This is a genomic window from Paraburkholderia tuberum STM678 (genome assembly GCF_902833905.1).
GTDB classification, from domain to species: domain Bacteria; phylum Pseudomonadota; class Gammaproteobacteria; order Burkholderiales; family Burkholderiaceae; genus Paraburkholderia; species Paraburkholderia tuberum.
Map to the genome: position 1 here is coordinate 48,965 of NZ_CADFGP010000032.1, position 20,682 is coordinate 69,646.

Consider the following 20,682-nt stretch of genomic DNA (forward strand, 5'->3'; position numbering starts at 1 on the left):
AAATGAAAAAACGGCGGCACATGAAGTGCCGCCGTTTTTTTTGCCCCGCGTTTTACAACGTTGTTCAGCCGAGCAACGCCTTCGCGTGATGCGCGAGATGATCCTCGACGAACGTCGAGATGAAGTAGTAGCCGTGGTCGTAACCCGCATGCCGGCGCAACGTCAGTGGCTGACCCGCGGCCTTGCACGCCGCTTCGAACACGTCGGGATTGAGCTGCCTGGGCAGGAACTGATCCGCGAGCCCCTGATCGACGAGAATCCCTTCCGCGAACTTGTGCGTCGCGTGCGAAACCAGCTCGCTCGCGTCGTACTGCTTCCACGCTTCACGGTTCTCGCCGAGATAACCGCTAAACGCCTTCTCGCCCCACGGACAACGCATCGGCGCCGCGATCGGCGCGAACGCCGACACCGACCGATAAATGTCCGGATTGCGCAGCGCGAGCATCAGCGCGCCGTGCCCGCCCATCGAATGACCGAAGATGCCGAGACGCGCGCCATCGATCGGCAGGTTCGCAAGCGCCGTTTCGCGCAGCTCGTCGCGCACGTACGAGTACATGCGGTAGTTCCGCGCCCACGGCTGCTCGGTCGCGTCGACATAAAAGCCCGCGCCGACGCCGAAGTCCCACGCATCGCTCTCGCCTGGCACGCCCGCGCCGCGAGGGCTCGTATCCGGCGCGATCAGCGCGATGCCGTGCCGGGCCGCGAAGCGCTGCGCGCCGGCCTTGATCGCGAACGTCTCTTCGGTGCAGGTCAGCCCCGCGAGGTAGAACAGCGCGGGCACCTTCGCATTGCCCCGCAGCGCCTGCGGCGGCAGATAGACCGAGAAGCGCATCGGCAGACCGATGGTGCGCGACTCGTGCCGGTAAAAGCGCTGCTCGCCGCCGTGGCAGGCGTGCGACGATAGTAGTTCGAGCATCGCGACGCTCCTCGCTTAGTAGAGCACGACCGAGCGGATCGACTCGCCCTTCTTCATCAGCTCGAAGCCCTCGTTGATGCGCTCGAGCGGCAGACGGTGCGTAATCAGATCGTCGATATTGATCTTGCCTTCCATGTACCAGTCGACGATCTTCGGCACGTCGGTGCGGCCTCGCGCGCCGCCGAATGCCGAGCCCTTCCACTCGCGGCCCGTCACCAGCTGGAACGGCCGCGTGCTGATCTCCTCGCCCGCCGCCGCGACGCCGATGATGAACGACTGCCCCCAACCCTTGTGCGTGCATTCGAGCGCCTGGCGCATCACCTTCACGTTGCCGATGCATTCGAACGAGTAGTCGGCGCCGCCGTCGGTCAACTGCACGATGTGATCGACGACGTTCTCGACTTCGTTCGGGTTGATGAAGTGCGTCATGCCGAACTTCTTCGCGAGTTCGACGCGGCCCGGGTTGAGATCGACACCGATGATCTTGTCCGCGCCGACCATCTTCGCGCCTTGAATCACGTTCAGCCCGATACCGCCGAGCCCGAACACCACCACGTTGGCACCCGCCTCGACCTTCGCCGAATACACGACCGCGCCGACGCCGGTCGTCACGCCGCAGCCGATGTAGCAGATCTTGTCGAACGGCGCGTCTTCACGCACCTTCGCGACCGCGATCTCCGGCACGACGATGTAGTTCGAGAACGTCGACGTGCCCATGTAGTGGAACAGCGGCTTGCCATCGAGCGAGAAGCGCGAGGTCGCGTCGGGCATCAGGCCTTTGCCCTGCGTCGCGCGGATCGCCTGGCAGAGATTCGTTTTGCGCGACAGGCAGAACTTGCACTGACGGCATTCGGGCGTGTAGAGCGGAATCACGTGATCGCCCTTCTTCAGCGTGCCGACGCCCAGCCCGACATCGACGATCACGCCCGCGCCTTCGTGGCCGAGAATCGCCGGGAAGATGCCTTCGGGATCGGCGCCCGACAGCGTGTAGTAGTCGGTGTGGCAGATGCCCGTCGCCTTCACTTCGATCAGGACTTCACCGGCGCGCGGACCTTCGAGATCGACTTCCTCGATCGTCAACGGGGCGCCGGCTTTCCATGCGATTGCTGCTTTGGTCTTCATCGTCAATGCTCCTGTGAGTCCGTGAGTGCGTGAATGCGAAATGGCACCGCGTGCCGGCGACTGCGTGGCGCGCGAAAAGCGTCATGGTATTGCATAGTGCGTGAAGGCTGCCTCGCCGATGGCTGCGCTCGGCACCGTGTTCAACGCCGTCGCTGTCACTTCGCTTCGCCCGGCGCGCGACCACCGAACCACGGCTCGACCCGGCCATACAGATCGACGAAGCGCGCATAGCGTTCAGCAAGCGCCGCATCGCCTCGTGGACCCGCGACGCGCGTCGCGCCCGGCGCGAGCGCGGCGAGATCGCGCGTCTGCCAGTGGCCGCACGCGAGACCGCCGAGGATCGCCGCGCCGCGCGGCGCCGCGTTCGGGCAATCGACCGCATGCAGGTCGACGTCGAGCGCATCGGCGAGCAGTTGTCGCCAGCGCGCATCGACGGAGCCGCCGCCCGCGAGCTTGAGCGCCGTCACCGGCGCGCCGCTCGCGCGAATCGCGTCGAGCCCCGCGCGCAACGAGAACGCGACGCCCTCGAACGCGGCACGCATCATCGCGCCGCGCGTATGCTCGAGCGACAAACCGAGCCAGCCGCCGCGCGCCTGCGGGTTCAGCCACGGTGTGCGCTCGCCCGTCAGGTACGGCAGGAAGCTCAGCGTCGACGCCGCATCGGCGGCGGCATGAGCGCTTGCATCAGCCGCATCGTCAAATGCCTCTCGGTAAGCCTCCGCCCACCCAAACGACAGCCACCCGCGCACCCGCTCCAGCGCGATGCCGACGTTCTGCATCGCCGCCATCCGATACCAGTGATCGCTCGCCGCGCGATAGCGATGCAAGCCCTTCAGCGGCGCAGGCTCGTCGTTCGCGAGCACGACGATCTGTCCGCCGGTGCCGGTCGTCAGCAGCGCGTCGCCGTCACGCACGAGTCCGCTGCCGAGCGCCGCGCACGGCGTATCCGCGGCGCCGGTTGCGAGCACGATACCGGCCCGTAAGCCAAGTGCCTGCGCGGCCTGCGGCGACAGCGCGCCCGCCGCCGCATACGACGGCGCCACAGGCGCGAACCACTCAGACGGAATCTCGAGGCGTTGCAGCAGCGCCGTGTCCCACGCGCCGGCGGGATCGGCGAGCGCGGTCGCGCACGCGTCGGACGCATCGGTCACGCACGCGCCGCCGAGCGCGACGCGCAGCCAGTCCTTCGGCTGCAGCGCCCAGCGCGTGCGGCGCGCGGCATCCGGTTCTTGCAGCACAAGCCAGCGCAGCAGCGGTCCGGCCATGCCGGGCGCGACCGGATTCGGTTGCGGCTCGGGCCACGCGTCGAGCATGGCGAGCGCGCGCGAGTCGGGCCACAGCATGGCGCGCCGCACCGCTGCGCCGTTTGCATCGAGCAGCACGACGCCGTGCATCTGGCCAGAGAAGCCAATCGCGCGCACGCCGTCACGCAGCTCGCGCGGCAGGCCCGCCATCGCATGGACGAGCGCGTTCCACCAGGTCTCGACGTCGATTTCGGCCCAACCCGCGTGCGGCGTAACGAGCGCATAAGCGACGCTCGATACCGCCTGCTCGCGTCCATGTTCGTCGACGATTGCCGCTTTCAGGGAGCCGGTGCCGAGGTCGATGCCGAGAAAACTCATGAGCGCAGGGACGTTGAAACGAGGTGAAGAAGGAGCCAGCGAGACTGGCGACAAAGTGGGAAAGCGAAGCTCAAAGGCGAAGCTGCACAGACGCCGCGAACGTTGAACAAACGGCTCGGAAAACACGCGAAAAAAAACCATTCGCGGGTTAACCCCGTCGTGCTGCGAGCGTCATCAAAACAGGACTATGCGTGAAGCGTGATACACGTCATTGATTCTCACACATATCCCCTCGCGCGACGAACCCGCGCCGCGCACGCCATGCACCGCCCGCGGCCCCCACTGCATAGGGCTCTCTGGCGTCCGACGGCCGATCCGTCCCACGCGTGGCTTTAATTTGCCTTTCAAAACAGGTCTCTGCATATCGCCGCCGGGAATGCCGGAATAGCCACGTATGGTCTTGTTGCGACTTTTCGTCCCCGATACCTTGGAGTCATCCCAAAACGAGATGGTGGAGACAGACGATATGCAAGCGAACACGGTTCACCCGTGCGACGAGCGCCTACCGGCGGGCCAGTTGCTCACTCTCGGCATCCAGCACGTGCTGGTCATGTACGCTGGCGCGGTCGCGGTGCCGCTGATCATCGGCGCGGCGCTGAAGCTGCCTAAAGACCAGGTCGCCTTCCTGATCAGCGCCGATCTGTTTTCCTGCGGCATCGCCACGCTGATCCAGACGCTCGGACTGTGGATCTTCGGCATCCGCCTGCCGGTCATCATGGGCTGCACATTCGCGGCCGTCGGCCCGATGGTCGCCATCGGCACCAATCCTTCGCTCGGCATCCTCGACATCTTCGGCTCGACGATCGCGGCCGGCGTGATCGGCATTCTGCTCGCGCCCGCGGTCGGCAAGCTGTTGCGGTTCTTCCCGCCGGTCGTGATCGGCGTCGTGATTTCGGTGATCGGCCTGTCGCTGATGGAGGTCGGCATCAACTGGGCGGCCGGCGGTGTCGGCAATCCCGACTACGGCAATCCGATATATCTCGGCCTGGCGCTGCTCGTGCTGACGCTGATCCTGCTGATCAACAAGTTTGCCAGGGGGTTCGTCGCCAATATCTCGGTGCTGCTCGGCATCGTCGCGGGCTTCGCGATCGCGCTGATGCTCGGCCGCGTCAACCTGGACGGCGTCATGCACGCGCCGTGGGTCGGCTTCGTGATGCCGTTCCACTTCGGTCTGCCACACTTCGATGCGCTGTCGATCGCGACGATGGTCACCGTGATGTTCGTCACGTTCATCGAATCGACCGGCATGTTTCTCGCGGTCGGCGACATGGTCGATCGTCCGGTCGATCAGAAAACGCTGGTGCGTGGCTTGCGCGTCGACGGTCTCGGCACGCTGATCGGTGGCATCTTCAACTCGTTCCCGCATACGTCGTTCTCGCAGAACGTCGGGTTGATCGGCGTGACCGGCGTGAAGAGCCGCTTCGTCTGCGCGATGGGCGGCGTGATCCTCGTGCTGCTCGGCCTCTTCCCGAAGATGGCGCAGGTGGTCGCGTCGGTGCCGGCGTTCGTGCTCGGCGGCGCGGGCATCGTGATGTTCGGCATGGTCGCGGCGAACGGCATCAAGGTGCTGTCGCGCGTCGACTTCGTGAGGAATCAGCACAACCTCTTCATCGTCGCGGTCAGCATCGGGCTCGGCCTCGTGCCGGTCGTCTCGCCGCACTTCTTCTCGCAACTGCCGCCGGCGTTGTCGCCGCTGCTACATAGCGGGATTCTGCTCGCCTCGGTGTCGGCGGTCGCGCTGAACCTGATCTTCAACGGCGTGAAGGGCGAGAAGATGGCGAAGAGCGAGCTTCGCCGCGCCGGGCACGATCTCGACGCCAGCGCGGGCGGCGCACCGCAGAGCAACGAGATGCTGCGGGCGGCGGATCTGCATTGAGCTTTTGATGCAGCGATGATGCGGCGAGCGGCACCGAACGCCGCGAATCAACAAAAACGCCACGGCATGCCGTGGCGTTTTTGCTTTACTTCAGCGGTTCATCGAGCCGCAGCGCTTACCCTGCCGTCGCCGCCGAAGCCGCGACCGGTGCGCTCGCCGCACCGTAGTCGACCGGCGCGTCGGCGGGACGCGGCTGGTCGCCGTTGTGCTCGATCCAGCCGCCGCCGAGCGCCTGGTACAGCGTGACCAGGTTCTGCAGACGTTCCATGCGCGCGGTGACCAGCGCCTGCTGAGCCAAGTACAACGAGGTCTGCGCGGTCAGCACCGAAAGATAGCTGTCGACACCGCTCGTATAACGGAGGGTCGACAGATCCAGCCGGCGCTGCTCGGCCGCGACATCCCGCTCGAGCGCCGCGATCTGCTTGTCGTACGTGCCGCGCGCGGCCAGTCCGTCCGCCACTTCGCGGAAGGCCGTCTGGATCGCCTTTTCATACGTGGCGATCTGCACGTTCTTCTCGATGTTGGCGAGATCGAGGTTGGCCATGTTCTGACCGCCCTCGAAGATCGGCAGCGTGATCGACGGCGCGAAGCTCCACGCCGCCGAACCCGGCTTGAACAGCCCGCCGAGCGTCGGGCTCAGCGTGCCGGCGCTGCCGGTCAGCGTGACCTTCGGGAAGAACGCGGCGCGCGCCGCGCCGATGTTCGCGTTGGCCGCGAGCAGATTTTCCTCGGCCTCCATGATGTCGGGACGGCGCGTCAGCAGATCGGACGGCAGGCCCGCCGGAATATCCGTGAGCAGGCTCTGGTCGCTCAGCGGCAGGCCTGGCGCAAGATCAGCCGGCAACGGCTCGCCGATCAGCAGCACCAGCGCGTTGTCAGCCTGAGCCCGCAAACGCATCTGCGCCTGCAGGTCCGCGCTCGCGGTTTCGACAACCGTTTGCGACTGGCGCAGATCGAGTTCCGAACCGGTGCCGTTGTCGAACTGCAGCTTGGTGATCCGAAACGACTCCTGCGCCGTCTTCAGCGTGTTCTGCGTGACCTTCAGCAGATCGTCCAGTTCGAGCACCGTCATGTACTGGTTCGCCACCTGCGACACCAGCGCGATTTCCGCGGACTTGCGCGCCTGCGCGGTGCCGAGGTACGTGGCCAACGCCTGATCCTTCAGGCTCTGCACGCGCCCGAAGAAGTCGATTTCCCACGACGCGTTCAAGCCCACCGAATACGTGTTGCTAATCGTCGGGCCGTTGGGCAACGCCAGCAGATCGCGCGGCGTGCGCTGCCGGCTTTGCGAAGCCGCGGCGTCGAGCGTCGGGAACAGGCCCGCGCGCACGATACGGTACTGCGCCGCCGACGCCTGCATGTTCAGCACCGACACACGCAGATCACGGTTGTTCTTCAGCGCGATTTCGATCAGCTGCTGCAGACGCGGATCGACGAAGAAGTCGCGCCAGCCGATGTCGCCGGCAGCCAGGCCGTTCGCGCCGCGCGCGCCTTGCGCGCCCGGCTGCTGGTCGTACACGCCGCCCGTCGGGAAAGTCGCCGTCACGGGCGCGGCGGGCCGCTGGTAGTGCGGCGCCAGCGTGCAACCCGTGGCGAGCAGCGCGACCGCCACTGCAATCAAAGAGTGTTTTTGCATCTCAATGCCCATCCTTGCCCGAGCCATTGCCATCCGACCCGTCGGTCGTGCCACCCGCCGCGCCGCCTTGCGGATCGTGCGGATGGTGCTGTTCATAGTGGCGCAGCGCCTCATCCGGGTCTTCCTTCTCACCGCCGAACTTCGCGCGAATCACGACGAAGAACATCGGGATCATGAAGATCGCGAGGAAGGTCGCCGTCAACATGCCGCCGATCACGCCGGTACCGATCGCGTGCTGGCTGGCCGACCCCGCGCCGTTACTGATCGCGAGCGGCAGCACGCCGAGAATGAACGCGAGCGAGGTCATCAGGATCGGACGCAACCGCAGACGCGCCGCTTCGAGCGCGGCTTCGATCGGTCCCATGCCTCCACCCTGCTGCAGTTCTCGCGCGAATTCCACGATCAGAATCGCGTTCTTCGCCGACAGACCCACGGTGGTCAGCAGACCCACCTGGAAGAACACGTCGTTCTCGAGCCCGCGCAGCGTCGCGGCCAGCAGTGCGCCGATCACGCCGAGCGGCACCACCATGATCACCGAGAACGGGATCGACCAGCTTTCATACAGCGCCGCGAGACACAGGAACACGACGAGAATCGAGATGCCGTACAGGATCGGCGCCTGCGAACCCGACTGACGCTCTTGCAGCGACAGACCCGTCCACTCGTAGCCGACTCCCGCCGGCAGCTTGGTGACGATCTGTTCCATCGCCGCCATCGCCTGACCGGTCGATTTGCCCGGCGCGGCCGCACCCTGGATTTCCACCGACGAAATACCGTTGTAGCGCTCGAGCTTCGGCGAACCGTAGGTCCACTCGGTGCTCGCGAAGGCCGAGAACGGCACCATCGCGCCCGCGCCGTTGCGCACGAACCAGGCATTCACGTCTTCCGGTTTCATCCGGAACGGCGCGTCGCCCTGCAGGTAGACCTTCTTGATCCGGCCGTCGGTGTCGAGGAAGTTGTTCACGTACGCCGAGGCCCATGCGATCGAGAACGTCTGGTCGATCGAGGCGAGCGACACGCCGAGCGCCGAAGCCTTCTCGTGGTCGATGCTCACCTTGAACTGCGGCGTATCGTTCAGGCCGTTCGGACGCACCTGCGCGAGCGTCGGATCTTTCGCCGCCAGGCCAAGCAGCATGTTGCGCGCTTCCATCAGCTTCGCGTGACCGATACCCGCGCGGTCCTGCAGCTGGAAGTCGAAGCCCGCCGCGGTGCCGAGTTCAGGAATCGACGGCGGATTGACCGGATACACGAGCGCGTTCTTGTAGCTGCTGAAGTGCATGAACAGACGCCCAACCAGTGCCTGCACCTTCTGGTCCGGGTGCTGGCGCTGCGCGTAGTCCTTCATCCGCACGAACACGAGACCCGCGTTCTGGCCACGACCCGCGAAGCTGAAGCCGTTCACCGTGAAGGTCGATTCGACGATCGCCTTTTCGTCGTTCAGCAGGTAGTCCGACACGTCCTTCAGCGCGCGCGCGGTGGTTTCCTGCGTGGAACCCGACGGCGTTTGCACCAGCACGAACATCGTGCCCTGGTCTTCGTCAGGCAGGAACGACTTCGGCAGACGCACGAACAGCAGCCCCACCGCGAAGATCACCACCATGTAGATGATGAGCCAGCGGCCCGAGCGCTTGATCACGTGGTGCACGCCCGAGTGGTACTTGTCGCGGCTCGTGTTGAAGGTACGGTTGAACCAGCCGAAGAAGCCGGTCGCTTTTTCGTGATGACCCTTCGGAATCGGCTTCAGGATCGTCGCGCACAGCGCCGGCGTCAGAACCAACGCGACGAGCACGGACAGCACCATCGCCGCGACGATCGTCAGCGAGAACTGCCGGTAGATCGCGCCGACCGAGCCGCCCGAGAATGCCACCGGCACGAACACCGCCGACAGCACGAGCGCCACGCCGACGAGAGCGCCGGTGATCTGGTCCATCGCCTTGCGCGTTGCCTCGCGAGGCGATAAGCCCTCCTCCTGCATCACCCGCTCGACGTTTTCCACCACCACGATCGCGTCGTCCACCAGCAGGCCGATTGCGAGCACGAGACCGAACATCGACAGCACGTTGATCGAGAAACCGACCGCGCTCATGATCGCGAACGTACCGAGCAGCACCACCGGCACCGCGATCGTCGGAATCAGCGTGGCGCGCAGGTTCTGCAGGAACAGGTACATGACGAGGAACACCAGCACGATACCTTCGAGCAGCGTCTTGACCACTTCCTCGATCGACAGGCGCACGAACGGCGTCGTGTCGTACGGGTACTGCACCACCAGGCCGTGCGGGAAGTACTTCGACAGTTCGGCGATCTTCGTGCGCACCGCCTTCGCGGTGGCGAGCGCGTTCGCGCCCGTGGCGAGCTGGATACCGAAGCCTGCCGTCGGCTGACCGTTGTACTTGGTGTCGAAGTTGTAATTTTCGCCGCCGAGCTCGACGCGCGACACGTCGCGCAGACGCACCTGCGAGCCGTCCTGATTCACCTTCAGCAGGATGTTGCCGAACTGCTCGGGAGTATTGAGCAGCGTGGCCTGCGTGATCGTGGCCTGCAGCACCTGGCCCGGCACCGACGGCGTGCCGCCGAGCGAGCCGCCCGCGACCTGCACGTTCTGCGCCTGCAGCGCGGTTTCGACATCGAGCGGCGTCAGACCGAAGTTATTCAGCTTGTTCGCGTCGAGCCAGATGCGCATCGCGTACTGCGAGCCGAACAGCGTCACCGTGCCCACGCCGTCGATACGGCTGATCGGATCCTGAATGTTCGACGCGACGTAGTTCGCGAGGTCGTACTTGTTCATGCTGCCGTCGGTCGACACGAACGCCATCACCAGCAGGAAGCTGCTGCTCGACTTCGTGACCTTGGTGCCGAGCTGCTGCACCGCTTGCGGCAGCAGCGGCGTGGCGAGCTGCAGCTTGTTTTGCACCTGCACCTGCGCGATGTCAGGGTTGGTGCCGGCCGCGAACGTCAGCGTGATGGTGGCCGTGCCCGAGTCGTCCGAGGTCGACGCGAGGTACAGCAGGTGGTCCAGACCACTCATCTGCTGCTCGATCACCTGCGTAACGGTGTTTTCCACCGTCTTCGCCGAAGCACCCGGATAGGTTGCGCTGATCTGGATGGACGGCGGCGCGATGGTCGGGTATTGCGCGATCGGCAGCGTGAACACCGACGCGATACCCGCGAGCATCAGGATGATGGCGATCACCCATGCAAAAATCGGGCGATCAATAAAGAACTTTGCCATGAGGCGGGCTCCCTGTTATTACGCGCCCGAAGCGGCGGAGGCAGGCTGAGCCGCGGGTTGACCTGTCTGGGCGCCGTTTGCGGCGGCCTCGGAAGCCGGGTTGCCGGGCAGCTGCGCCGGCACGGGCTTGACCTGCTGGCCGGGATGCGCCTTGTCGGTGCCCTGGACGATCACGCGGTCACCCGCCTTCAGGCCGTCCGAGACCACCCAGTACGAGCCGAAGGTGCCCGAGGTGACGAGCTGACGCAGCTCGACCTTGTTGTCGTTGCCGACGACGAGCGCGGTGGGCTGACCCTTCTGGTCGTGCGTGACGCCGACTTGCGGCACGATCAGCGCGTTCTGGTTGACGCCCTCGTCGATCTTCGCGCGCACGAACATGCCCGGCAGCAGCACGTGGTTCGGGTTCTTGAAGATCGCGCGCACCGTGACCGAGCCGGTGCCCTGGTCGACGGTCACGTCGGTGAACTGCAGCTTGCCCTTCTCGGAGTAGACGCGGCCGTCTTCCAGCACCAGCGTGACCTGCGCGGCGCCCGGACCGGTCGTCTTGAGACGCCCTTCCTGGACCTCGCGGCGCAGCTTCAGACCATCGAGGCTCGATTGCGTGAGGTCGGCGTAGACTGGATCGAGTTGCTGGACCGTGGCCATCAGCGTGGCCGCACTCTGCTGCACGAATGCGCCCGCCGTGACCTGCGACACGCCGATCCGGCCGGTCACGGGCGAGGTCACGTCGGTATAGCCGAGGTTGATCTGCGCGGTATCGACCGCGGCCTTGCCCGCGGCGACGTCGGCGGCGGCCTGGCCTTCGGCGGCGACCGCGTTGTCGTAATCCTGCTTGCTGACCGCGTTCGCCGCGACCAGCACCTTGTAGCGATTGGCCTGCGCGGTGGTCGTCACCAGGTTCGCCTGCGCCTTCGCGAGCGATGCCTTCGCGTTGTTCAACGACGCGATGTACGGCGCCGGATCGATCTTGTACAGACGCTGGCCGGCCTTGACCTCACTACCCTCGGTGAACTCACGGCGCAGCACGATGCCGTCGACCCGCGCGCGCACCTGCGCGACGAGGAAGGCACTGGTACGGCCGGGAAGTTCGGTGACGACGGGCACGGTCGTCGGCTGGAGGGTGACGACGCCGACTTCGGGCGTCTGTGGCGGCGGGGCAGATTGTTTTGGTCCGCACGCCGCCAGCAAGATGGCAGCCGTCGCGGCACTGATTAAGCGGAATGGAACCCGTTCGACGCGCATGGAGCGACCTCTGTCAAAGACTGAGTAATGAAAAAGTGCGCGCATCCCTACCCCGGGGACGACAGCGCACACAAGCGTCTCGCGACGCTCGACCGGAAGCCCATGGATGCAAACCTACGCCTGCAGGGCACCCTGCTACGAATGCGCCATACCGGGGAATGCCGCGCAGCGCCGCCGTTTGGCGGCCGCGAAAGCGCTTTCGAAAGGCAACAGTGACGGATATTAACTGCTCGTCACGGCTTGGGCTATGCGATCGTGGGGTGCTATTATATATACATTCATGAATGCATGTAAAAGTGCATTTATATCTTCCGAGGCTGGGGTACCGCAGATTCGCGTCGCAATTCGCTTCAGAAGTAGTCAAAGCGTCATCTGACTGACTTAAAACTGTCCGCATAAACCCCAGGATCAGCGCAGGCTACACCAATATGGTCAGAAGAACCAAAGAAGAGGCGCTGGAGACGCGCAACCGGATTCTCGACGCGGCCGAACAGGTCTTCTTCGAGAAGGGTGTATCGCGCACGTCGCTGGCCGATATCGCCCAGGCCGCGGGCGTCACGCGCGGCGCCATTTATTGGCATTTCGCGCATAAGAGCGAGCTGTTCACCGAAATGTTCGACCGCGTGCTGCTGCCGCTCGACGAACTGAAGGCGGCGTCGCTCGATCCCAACGAAGCTGATCCGCTCGGGCGCCTGATTGAAATCTGCGTGGTCTGCCTGCGCGACACGGCCAACGATCCCCGCCGCCGCCGCGTGTTCGACATTCTGTTTCTGAAGTGCGAGCTGGTCGAAGATATGGGGCCGGTGATGGAACGGTATCAGACCAATATGCGCGAGGGGCTCGCGAAGATCGAGGGCGGTCTGCGCAATGCGATCTCCAAAGGCCAGATGCCCGCCGACCTCGACACGAAGCTTGCCGCGGCGATGGTCCACGCGTTCGTCGGCGGTTCTTTGCGCGACATGCTGTTTTTGCCCGACGCGACCGACTTCGGCGCGCAAGCGCAGCAGATGGTGGAAGCGATGTTCGACGGCTTGCGCCTGAGTCCGGCGTTGCGCAGGAAGGCGGCGTAGAAGGCGCGCCAGGGTGACGGATTGGAACAGCGGGCGGTTCGGTGGACCGCCCGTTTCTGTTTTTGGACCGGACCACCGCCCCTGCGCCGGGTTCAGGCAACCGCCCGGCGCGCTCGCGCCGCCTGATTCGACGCATAGATGTTGCCGCGCTCGAGCGGCGCGCCGCTCTTTAGCGCCGCGATCCATTGATCGGTGCTCGCGACCGCCGCGAAGCGCGACTGCAGCACCACGCTGAACACGCGATGAATCTCCTCCGCGCTCGCGAAGCCCGCGCTGTTTTCATACGGCACCGAGCCGGTTGCGTCGTGCAGGAACTCGACGGCGAGGCCAGCATGCACCGCGTGGTTGATCGTCGAGGCATCGCAATTGTGGGTCATGTAGCCGGTGACGCTCAGCGTATCGATCTGCCGGGCGGCGAGCCAGTCGGCCAGATCGGTCCCAGCGAATGCGCTCGGCAGAGACTTCTCGACGAAATGATCATGAGCGCGCGAGCTCACGACCGTGTGCAGTTCCGCGCCCGCGCTGCCGCGCGCGAACAGCGGCGAGGTGGCGGGCGCGACGTTCTGCACGATCACGACCGGCACGCTGGCGGCGCGCGCTGCATCGATCGCGCGACCGATGTTGGCGAGCGACGTGCGCACGTCCGGAAATTCGATCGGCAGGTCGCCGCTCACGTATTCGTTCTGCACGTCGATGACGATCAGCGCACGGCGCGGCGCGGGTGTGCTCATGGCAAGGCTCCTTGTCAGAAAAAATCGGTCGATGGCGCGCGCCCAGCGCGGTGGCCGCGGCGCAACGGCAATGACGGCATTGTTGCTCCGCTGCCCGCCCGTCGACAGCGGCCCGAATGACAACCTTCGCTAGAATCGGGCCATACTTACGGCTTTCATGAGGCGCCCGGTATGACCACCCTCGCATCTTCCGACGACGTCTCCGATCAGGCGCCGCGCCACATCGTCGCCGTCGTCGCGTTCGACCGCATCAGCCCGTTCCATCTGTCGGTGCCGTGCGTCGTGTTCGGCGAGGACCGTCGCGCCGGCGGTGTTCCCGACTTCGACTTCCGCGTCTGTGCCGCGGAGAAAGGCGCGCTGGCGACGACCGCGGGCTTCTCGATCGCGGTCATACACGGACTCGAAGCGCTTGCCGACGCGCAGACGATCATCGTGCCGAGCTGGCGCGATCCCGCCGAAACCCCGGCCGCCGCGCTGCTCGACGCGCTGAGGGCCGCGCATGCGCGCGGCGCGCTGCTCGTCGGCCTGTGCCTCGGCGCTTTCGTGCTGGCCGCCGCGGGTATCCTCGATGGACGGCCCGCTTCGACGCACTGGGCCTGGGCCGACGACTTCGCGCGCCGCTACCCGCGCGTGCGGCTCGACGCCGACGTGCTGTACGTCGACGACGGCAACGTGCTGACCTCGGCCGGCACCGCCGCCGGCCTCGACTGCTGCCTGCACGTGCTGCGCAAGATCTGCGGCGCGCGGGTGGCGAACCAGGTCGCGCGCCGGCTGGTCGTGTCGCCGCATCGCCAGGGCGGCCAGGCCCAATACGTGCAGCAGCCGATGCCGCCGAACCCGCGCGGCGATCGCCTGTCCGGCCTGCTCGACTGGGTGAGCGGCAACCTGGCCACGCCGCATACGCGCGACACGCTCGCCGCGCGCGCGTTGATGAGCCGCCGCACCTTCACGCGGCGCTTCCGGCTCGCGACCGGCACCACCGTCGGCGCGTGGCTCCTCGCGCAGCGGCTCGCGCGTGCGCAACAGCTGCTGGAAAGCACCGACGGGTCGGTCGAAGCGATCGCGGCGAGCGCCGGATTCGGCTCGGCCGCATCGCTGCGGCAGCATTTCGCGGACGCGTTTCGCACGTCGCCGAGCGCGTGGCGGCGGGAGTTTCGCGGGGATTAGATGAAGGCGGCGGGAGCACCGCTATTTCGTAGTGCGTCACCGGGATTTCGTAGTCGCGCGGGATGTTTGTCGCGCGTTCCATCAGGGGCTGCGCGCGGCTCGCGGCCTCAATGCTCGCTGAACCAGCGCGCGACATACAACAATAGTGCGACCAGAAAGATCATCCCGGCCCACGCCCAGTACGGCACGACATGCTGACCGGGCTCGTGATGCGACCAGCTATGCGACGCGCTCGCCGCGCGCCCCGACAGCGCATGGCTGTGCTCGATGCGCGCTCGCCGCGCGATGCCGCCGAGCGTGATCGGCCGCAAAAACACGTACTGGCGACGCGGCGCCGTGCCACGCGCGCGGTTCGGCCCTTTGCCGTGCTTGGCGCGCACGACGGCGTCGAACTCGGCGAAAAAATCGTCGGCGATCTGACGCAAGGCGTTCTCGAGCTGGCGCGTCGGCAGCTCGGCGAGCGGTCCCGACGACGTCGCCCACAGTGTGTAGTCGATGCGCGTGCCCGGCTCCCGCCCCTCGTCCGCGCGCAAACGCACTTCGATCTGACCGCGCAACGCGCCGATGCCCTCGGCCCGGGCCTTGAAGTTGATGGTGCGGCGCTGCGCGTCCGCCGGGCCGGAATCCTGGCCGGCGACGTGCGCGCGCGCCTGATAATGCGCGCGCAACGGGCCGAGCGGCACGGTCATCGTCAGCGCGTATTCGCCGTGGGCGAGACGCACGAACGACTCGCAGTTGTCGAGGCTGGCACGCAACAGCGCGAGGTCCTGCAACGCGTCCCAGACCTCGGACGGCGCCAGCGGAATCCGTAACGCGTCGTTCAGTTCCATGACAACCTCCCCGATGAACGCGCCGACTGCGGGATCAGGACGTCTGATCGATGCGGTCGACGCGCGATGCGTAAAAAGCGAGATAGCCCTTGATGCGACTGACCTGCTCGAACGGCGCCTCGTAGCACCACACCGCGTTCTCGATCACGCCATCTTCGGTGCGCAGATGGAAGTACGACGCGTCGCCCTTGAACGGACAATGCGACGTGTGCGTCGAGCGTTCGAGCCGGGCCATGTTCACGTGCTCGCGCGGGAAATAGAACACGTCGGCGAGGCCGGTCTCCGATAGCGTCAGCGCGGCCTTGGTGTCGGCCATCGTCACGCCGCCGTGAATCACGCGCACGCGGTGACCGTTGTCGCGGATCACGATGGTATGGCCGTCCAGCCGTCCCGCAGATGTCGACGCATCGCTCATGTCCAGGCTCCGTGATGGGGTGGGTGCTGCACTGCCGGCTGTTGCCGCCGGAACGGCAAAGCCACGGGAGCTGCCCGTGGCTTCATTATCGGCCAAACTTCGGCCGATTGCGCAAGCTTGCTGCGCGGCGGCGGACCGATCGACCCGTTACTTCGCGTTCCAGATGAACGCGGATTTGACGTTGCCGTGCGCCGGCACGCTAACCGAGCGGGTTTGCTCGCTGTCGTTGTATTTCGCGTGCACCGTATAGCGGCCGGGGCTCAAGCGCACCAGCATGAACGGTCCGCGCGACGTCGTGTTCAGCACTTCGCCGTTATGGGCATCGACGATACGCACGTGCACATCCGCGAGAAACTCGGCGTTGGGTCCGGTGAAGCGCAACGTCAGTGGCCACTGACGTTGCGCTTGTCGCAACGCCCGCGATTCGTCGAGGCCGACGCCGCCCGATACGTACGACACGTCGCCCTGCTGCTGGACTTGCGGCAGACCGCCGCCGTTGGTGTTGCCCGCGCTGGTGTTGTCGGTCGTCGAGCCACCGGTCACGCCCGCCTGCTGCGCGTACGCACCGCCCGCCAGTCCGAGCGCGAGCGCCGCGCACAGCGCGACGGCTACGATCCTTTGCTGATTGCGTTGGGTTTTCATTGGTTCGCTCTCCTTGTTGCAGTCCTTGCCCAGTCCCCGAACAGGCCCAAATGAAGGCCGCAGCAACCTGCGTGCCAACCATCCGGTTGCGTCGACTGGACATGCGCGACCGTGGCACCAAGCCGCGTGGCGCGTTTCGCCCTGCCCGCGCTGCTTGCCGTAGCACGGTGCGGACAGGCGAAAAAAAACCGGTCCTTGCAGTAAATGCAAAGGACCGGCAATCGCTACTACAGCTCAAACTGGGATGGGCGATCCGTTCGAACCGCCCGGATACTGGATCAGCCGAGATCTACGGGCACGAAAATCTGCGCGTTGTCCCGCTGGATCAGCAGCGCAATGCTGTTGCCTGCACCCGAAATCATCTGCTTCAGCTGATCGATGTTCGTGACGGGACGGCCATTGACCGCGAGAATCACGTCGCCCGCCTGGATGCCGGCACTCGCCGCCGCGCCGCCTGCCTGCTGCACGAGCAGACCGTGCGACACCGACGCGCTGCTCTTCTCTTCCGGCGTCAGCGGCCGCACCGCGACGCCGAGACGGCCTTGCAACTGGGTCTGCTGATCGGTCTTGTTCGCCGACGCAACCTTTGCGTCCGAGAACGAGCCGATCGTCACCTTCACGTCCTTGCTGGCCTTATCACGCCACACTTTCAGCGTCGCCGAGCTGCCCGGCGCGAGACCTGCGATCTTCGCCGGCAGATCCGTCGAATCGCTCACTTCGTCGCCATTCACCGACAGGATCACGTCGCCCGGCTGCAAGCCAGCCTTGGCCGCCGGCCCGTTGGCGTCGACCGAGCTGACCAGCGCGCCTTGCGGCTTCTGCATGCCGAACGACTCGGCGAGCGTCTGGTTCAAGCCCTGTACCGCGACGCCGAGGCGGCCGCGGCTCACGTGACCGGTCTTGACGAGATCGTCTTTGACCTTGATCGCCTCGTTGATCGGGATCGCGAACGACAGGCCCTGGAAGCCGCCCGTCTGCGAGTAGATCATCGAGTTGATGCCGATCACTTCGCCTTGCAGATTAAAGAGCGGACCGCCCGAGTTGCCAGGGTTCACCGGCACATCGGTCTGGATGAACGGCGTGTAGTTCTCATTGGGCAGCGAACGCGACTTCGCGCTGATGATGCCCGAGGTCACGGTGTTGTCGAAGCCGTACGGTGAACCGATCGCGACGACCCACTGACCGACCTTGCTTTGGCGCGGATCGCCAATCTTCACCGTCGGCAGATCGCTCGCGTTGATCTTCAGCACGGCGACGTCGGACTGCTTGTCGGCACCGACCACCTTCGCCTTGAATTCGCGCTTGTCGGTGAGCTTCACGGTGACGACGTTCGCGCCATCGACCACGTGCGCGTTCGTCAGAATGTAGCCGTCGTTGCTGATGATGAAGCCCGAGCCGAGGCTCACGCTCGGCTGGTCGGGCGCGTCTCCGCCATCGCCGCCCTGCATGCCGGGCACGCCGCCGAAGAACCGCTTGTAGAACTGATAGAACGGATCGTTCGGATCGATCGGCAGCTGGTTGCCGTTGAGGTTGCCGCCATTACCACGCATCGCGGTTTGCTTGACCACGTGCTTCGCGCTGATGTTGACGACGGCCGGACCGTAGGTCTCGACGAGACCGGAGAAATCGGGGATACCGGTTTTGGCGGCTGCTTCGGCTGGCATCATCGCGGCGGCTTGCGCCGGCGAGATGATCTGCGGTGCTGGCACATCGCGATGGCCCGCCACATAGCCGGCTGAAAGCGCAGCGGCCACAGCTACCGCAACGGCGCCGCGGGACAAGGTTTTCGCGTTCATCATGAGCTCCTGACTGGAGAAAGTGACTTTGGATGTCGACGAGCGTAAAGGGCATCACTTAAAAGAGTCTTAAGCAGCGCCAGATCATGGGAACCTTATTGGACGGGCCGCTACGGACCGCCGCGCCAGCACGAACGCCGGCGTTGGCCGAACAGTAAATCGCCATGATCAGAAGCGTACGATGACCTGCAAACCACCGGCCGGCGAGTCGTCGAGCGACACTTGCGCATGATGTTGGGTGGCGATCCGACGCACGATCGCGAGACCGAGGCCGCTGCCCGCCACGTCGGTGCGCGCGCGATTCGCGCCCGCTCCCGCGCGATAGAACCGGTCGAACACGCGCTCGCGATCGGCGGGATCGATACCGGGGCCGCTATCGGCGATCTGCACGACCGGACGGCCGTCCTCGACACGCAGGCTGACGTCGACGCGGCCGCCACGCGGCGTGTACTTGGTCGCGTTGTCGACGAGGTTGTTGAACATCACGCGCAGCGCTTCGGCGTCGCCGGTCACGCTGGCGGCGTCGCTCGCCTCGATGCCGAGGTCGACGCCGCGATTCATCGCGAGCGGCGCGTAGGTCGCGACGCACTCCTGCAGCAGCTCGCGCAGATCGAGCATCACTGCGCCGGCGGCGCCGTCCGGCTCGGCGCGCGCGAGCGCGAGCAGTTGCTCGGCGAGGCGCGTCGCGCGCGTGACACCCGCCTGCAGATCGGCGAGCGCCTCGCTGCGGGCTGTGTCGTCCTTCGCGCGCGCGACCAGTTGCGCCTGAATCTGTACCGCGGCAAGCGGCGTGCGCAATTCGTGCGCGGCATCGGCGACGAACGCCTTCTGGATATCGAGCGCGGTCGCGAGCCGCTGCAGCAGCCCGTTCAGCGCACGCACGAGCGGCCGCACTTCGAGCGGCAGGCGCTTATCAGGCAATGGATCCAGCGCTTCGGGATGACGGGTGTCGAGCGCGCTCGTCACGCGCCGCAGCGGCCGCAGCCCGCGACCGACGATCACCCATACCGCGAGTCCGAGCAGCGGCAGCAGCACGATCAGCGGCCACAGCGTGCGCAGCGCGACATCGGCGGCGAGCCGGTTGCGCACCGACAGCGGCTGCGCGAGCTGCACGACGTTGTCGCCGACGATCGCGCCATATACGCGCCATTCGCCGCGGTCGGTGCGCTCGGTCGAAAAACCGAGTTCGGCGCGCGGCGCGAGCGGCGCACGCGGCCGCGAGTAATACATCAGCATGCCGTTGCGGTTCCAGATCTGCAGCACGATGCCCTCGTCGCCGGTATCGCGGCCGAGCACCTGCGAGAACGGTTCCGCAGGCAGCGCCGCGGCGATCTGCTCGAGCTGGTAGTCGAACAGCTCGTTCGCTTCGGCGAGTGCCTGCCGGTAGATCAGCCAGCCCGCGATGCCGACGCCGAGCAGCACGAGCGCGAGCAGCCAGAACAACAGTTGTCGGCGAATCGAGCGCATCGGCTCAGGCGTCCTTCGCGATCATGTAGCCAAGCCCGCGAACGTTGCGGATCAGATCGGCGCCGAGCTTCTTGCGCAGCGCGTGGATATAGACCTCGACGGTATTGCTGCCGATCTCCTCGCCCCAGCCATACATCTTTTCCTCTAGCTGGCTCTTGGACAGCACCGCGCCGGGTCGCGCGAGCAGCGCCTCGAGCAGCGCGAATTCGCGCGCGGATAGCGCGACCAGGGCGCCATCGAGCGTCACCTGGTGCGACGCGGGATCGAGGGTCAAATTGCCGTGGCGAATCGTCGAATCGCTGCGGCCGGACTGGCGCCGGATCAGCGCGCGCATCCGCGCAGCGAGTTCGTCGAGATCGAAAGGTTTGACAAGGTAATCGTCGGCGCCGGCGTCGAGGCCCTTGACACGATCGGCGACCGCGTCGCGCGCGGTGACGATCAGCACCGGCAGCGCATGGCCGCGCGCACGCAGTGCGCGCAGCACCTCGAGACCGTCGCGCTTGGGCAGACCGAGGTCGAGCAACGCGAGGTCGTAAGGCTGGGCCGCAGCCGCTCGCAGCGCCGCTTCGCCGTCCTCGACCCAATCGACGGCGAAGCCTTCGCCGCGCAGCGCCTTGCGCACGCCTTCGGCGATCATCCGGTCATCTTCGACTAGCAGGATGCGCATGGTTGTCCGTTCCAAAACATTCGATGATGCCGCATTCTAGCGCCCGCTTCCGACCCGTGCGGCGTGTGGCGCTTTTTTCACCGCAGCCTCGCGGGATGTCACTACAATGGGCGCTTTGCGTCGCGCGACGGCCGTCGGGTAGACCGCGGCGCGCTACCGCGCCGTCAAGGCGCCCAGCTTGCCGTTCCATCGTCCCGCGCACGGCGCACGCCGCTCGCCGCACACCTTGAAATCCTGCTCGTCCGTTTGCC

The 20,682-nt window shown here is 65.8% G+C and carries 16 protein-coding genes; 3 read left to right on the top strand and 13 right to left on the bottom strand.

The features are described 5' to 3' along the window. Window positions 1-64 precede the first annotated feature (64 nt). The 3 genes from fghA to HWY30_RS25280 all read right to left on the bottom strand — a co-directional run bounded on the left by fghA (window position 65) and on the right by HWY30_RS25280 (window position 3,660). On the bottom strand, window positions 65-916 hold the full coding sequence (gene fghA, locus HWY30_RS25270; protein ID WP_090801693.1) for an S-formylglutathione hydrolase: 852 nt from the start codon (window positions 914-916) through the stop codon (window positions 65-67). A 15-nt stretch (window positions 917-931) separates the two neighbouring features. After that, window positions 932-2,038 carry an S-(hydroxymethyl)glutathione dehydrogenase/class III alcohol dehydrogenase gene (locus HWY30_RS25275; protein ID WP_090801694.1) on the bottom strand — a complete coding sequence of 369 codons (1,107 nt, stop codon included), beginning with the start codon at window positions 2,036-2,038 and terminating at the stop codon, window positions 932-934. Between the two features lie 155 nt (window positions 2,039-2,193). Further along, a complete protein-coding gene (locus tag HWY30_RS25280; protein ID WP_090801696.1) occupies window positions 2,194-3,660 on the bottom strand; it encodes a xylulokinase in 1,467 nt (488 codons plus the stop codon). A gap of 466 nt (window positions 3,661-4,126) precedes the next feature. On the opposite strand from HWY30_RS25280, the gene HWY30_RS25285 reads away from it, so the two are divergent. After that, window positions 4,127-5,536: a nucleobase:cation symporter-2 family protein gene (locus HWY30_RS25285; RefSeq protein WP_090805449.1), complete on the top strand. Its 1,410-nt coding sequence runs from the start codon at window positions 4,127-4,129 to the stop codon at window positions 5,534-5,536. Window positions 5,537-5,651: 115 nt separating this feature from the next. Here HWY30_RS25285 and HWY30_RS25290 read toward each other — a convergent pair whose 3' ends face one another. Genes HWY30_RS25290 through HWY30_RS25300 form a run of 3 tightly spaced genes read right to left on the bottom strand, consistent with a single transcriptional unit; the run spans window position 5,652 to window position 11,646 of the window. Further along, complete coding sequence (locus tag HWY30_RS25290) at window positions 5,652-7,172, bottom strand: efflux transporter outer membrane subunit (RefSeq protein WP_143037121.1); 1,521 nt, start codon at window positions 7,170-7,172, stop codon at window positions 5,652-5,654. A 1-nt stretch (window position 7,173) separates the two neighbouring features. Beyond that, entirely contained in the window at window positions 7,174-10,404 is a 3,231-nt protein-coding gene (locus tag HWY30_RS25295) for an efflux RND transporter permease subunit (RefSeq protein WP_090801699.1), read from the bottom strand. Between the two features lie 18 nt (window positions 10,405-10,422). Beyond that, complete coding sequence (locus HWY30_RS25300) at window positions 10,423-11,646, bottom strand: efflux RND transporter periplasmic adaptor subunit (protein ID WP_090801700.1); 1,224 nt, start codon at window positions 11,644-11,646, stop codon at window positions 10,423-10,425. A 428-nt stretch (window positions 11,647-12,074) separates the two neighbouring features. Here HWY30_RS25300 and HWY30_RS25305 point away from each other — a divergent pair, with 428 nt between their 5' ends. Beyond that, window positions 12,075-12,716 carry a TetR family transcriptional regulator gene (locus HWY30_RS25305; RefSeq protein WP_090801703.1) on the top strand — a complete coding sequence of 214 codons (642 nt, stop codon included), beginning with the start codon at window positions 12,075-12,077 and terminating at the stop codon, window positions 12,714-12,716. Window positions 12,717-12,808: 92 nt separating this feature from the next. Here HWY30_RS25305 and HWY30_RS25310 read toward each other — a convergent pair whose 3' ends face one another. Further along, window positions 12,809-13,447: a cysteine hydrolase family protein gene (locus HWY30_RS25310; RefSeq protein WP_090801705.1), complete on the bottom strand. Its 639-nt coding sequence runs from the start codon at window positions 13,445-13,447 to the stop codon at window positions 12,809-12,811. A 171-nt stretch (window positions 13,448-13,618) separates the two neighbouring features. Between HWY30_RS25310 and HWY30_RS25315 the strand changes: the two genes are divergently transcribed. Next, a complete protein-coding gene (locus tag HWY30_RS25315) occupies window positions 13,619-14,614 on the top strand; it encodes a helix-turn-helix domain-containing protein (protein ID WP_090801706.1) in 996 nt (331 codons plus the stop codon). A 107-nt stretch (window positions 14,615-14,721) separates the two neighbouring features. On the opposite strand, the gene HWY30_RS25320 is transcribed toward HWY30_RS25315, so the two are convergent. The 6 genes from HWY30_RS25320 to HWY30_RS25345 all read right to left on the bottom strand — a co-directional run bounded on the left by HWY30_RS25320 (window position 14,722) and on the right by HWY30_RS25345 (window position 20,431). Continuing rightward, window positions 14,722-15,444, bottom strand: a complete 723-nt coding sequence (locus HWY30_RS25320) for an SRPBCC family protein (RefSeq protein WP_090801708.1) — start codon at window positions 15,442-15,444, stop codon at window positions 14,722-14,724. A gap of 34 nt (window positions 15,445-15,478) precedes the next feature. Then, window positions 15,479-15,859: a DUF427 domain-containing protein gene (locus HWY30_RS25325; RefSeq protein WP_090801710.1), complete on the bottom strand. Its 381-nt coding sequence runs from the start codon at window positions 15,857-15,859 to the stop codon at window positions 15,479-15,481. A gap of 147 nt (window positions 15,860-16,006) precedes the next feature. Beyond that, entirely contained in the window at window positions 16,007-16,501 is a 495-nt protein-coding gene (locus tag HWY30_RS25330) for a hypothetical protein (RefSeq protein ID WP_090801711.1), read from the bottom strand. 278 nt (window positions 16,502-16,779) lie between these two features. Continuing rightward, window positions 16,780-18,297: a DegQ family serine endoprotease gene (locus HWY30_RS25335; protein ID WP_090805450.1), complete on the bottom strand. Its 1,518-nt coding sequence runs from the start codon at window positions 18,295-18,297 to the stop codon at window positions 16,780-16,782. Window positions 18,298-18,465: 168 nt separating this feature from the next. After that, complete coding sequence (locus HWY30_RS25340) at window positions 18,466-19,764, bottom strand: ATP-binding protein (protein ID WP_090801712.1); 1,299 nt, start codon at window positions 19,762-19,764, stop codon at window positions 18,466-18,468. A 4-nt stretch (window positions 19,765-19,768) separates the two neighbouring features. Next, complete coding sequence (locus tag HWY30_RS25345) at window positions 19,769-20,431, bottom strand: response regulator (protein WP_090801714.1); 663 nt, start codon at window positions 20,429-20,431, stop codon at window positions 19,769-19,771. Window positions 20,432-20,682: the final 251 nt, after the last annotated feature.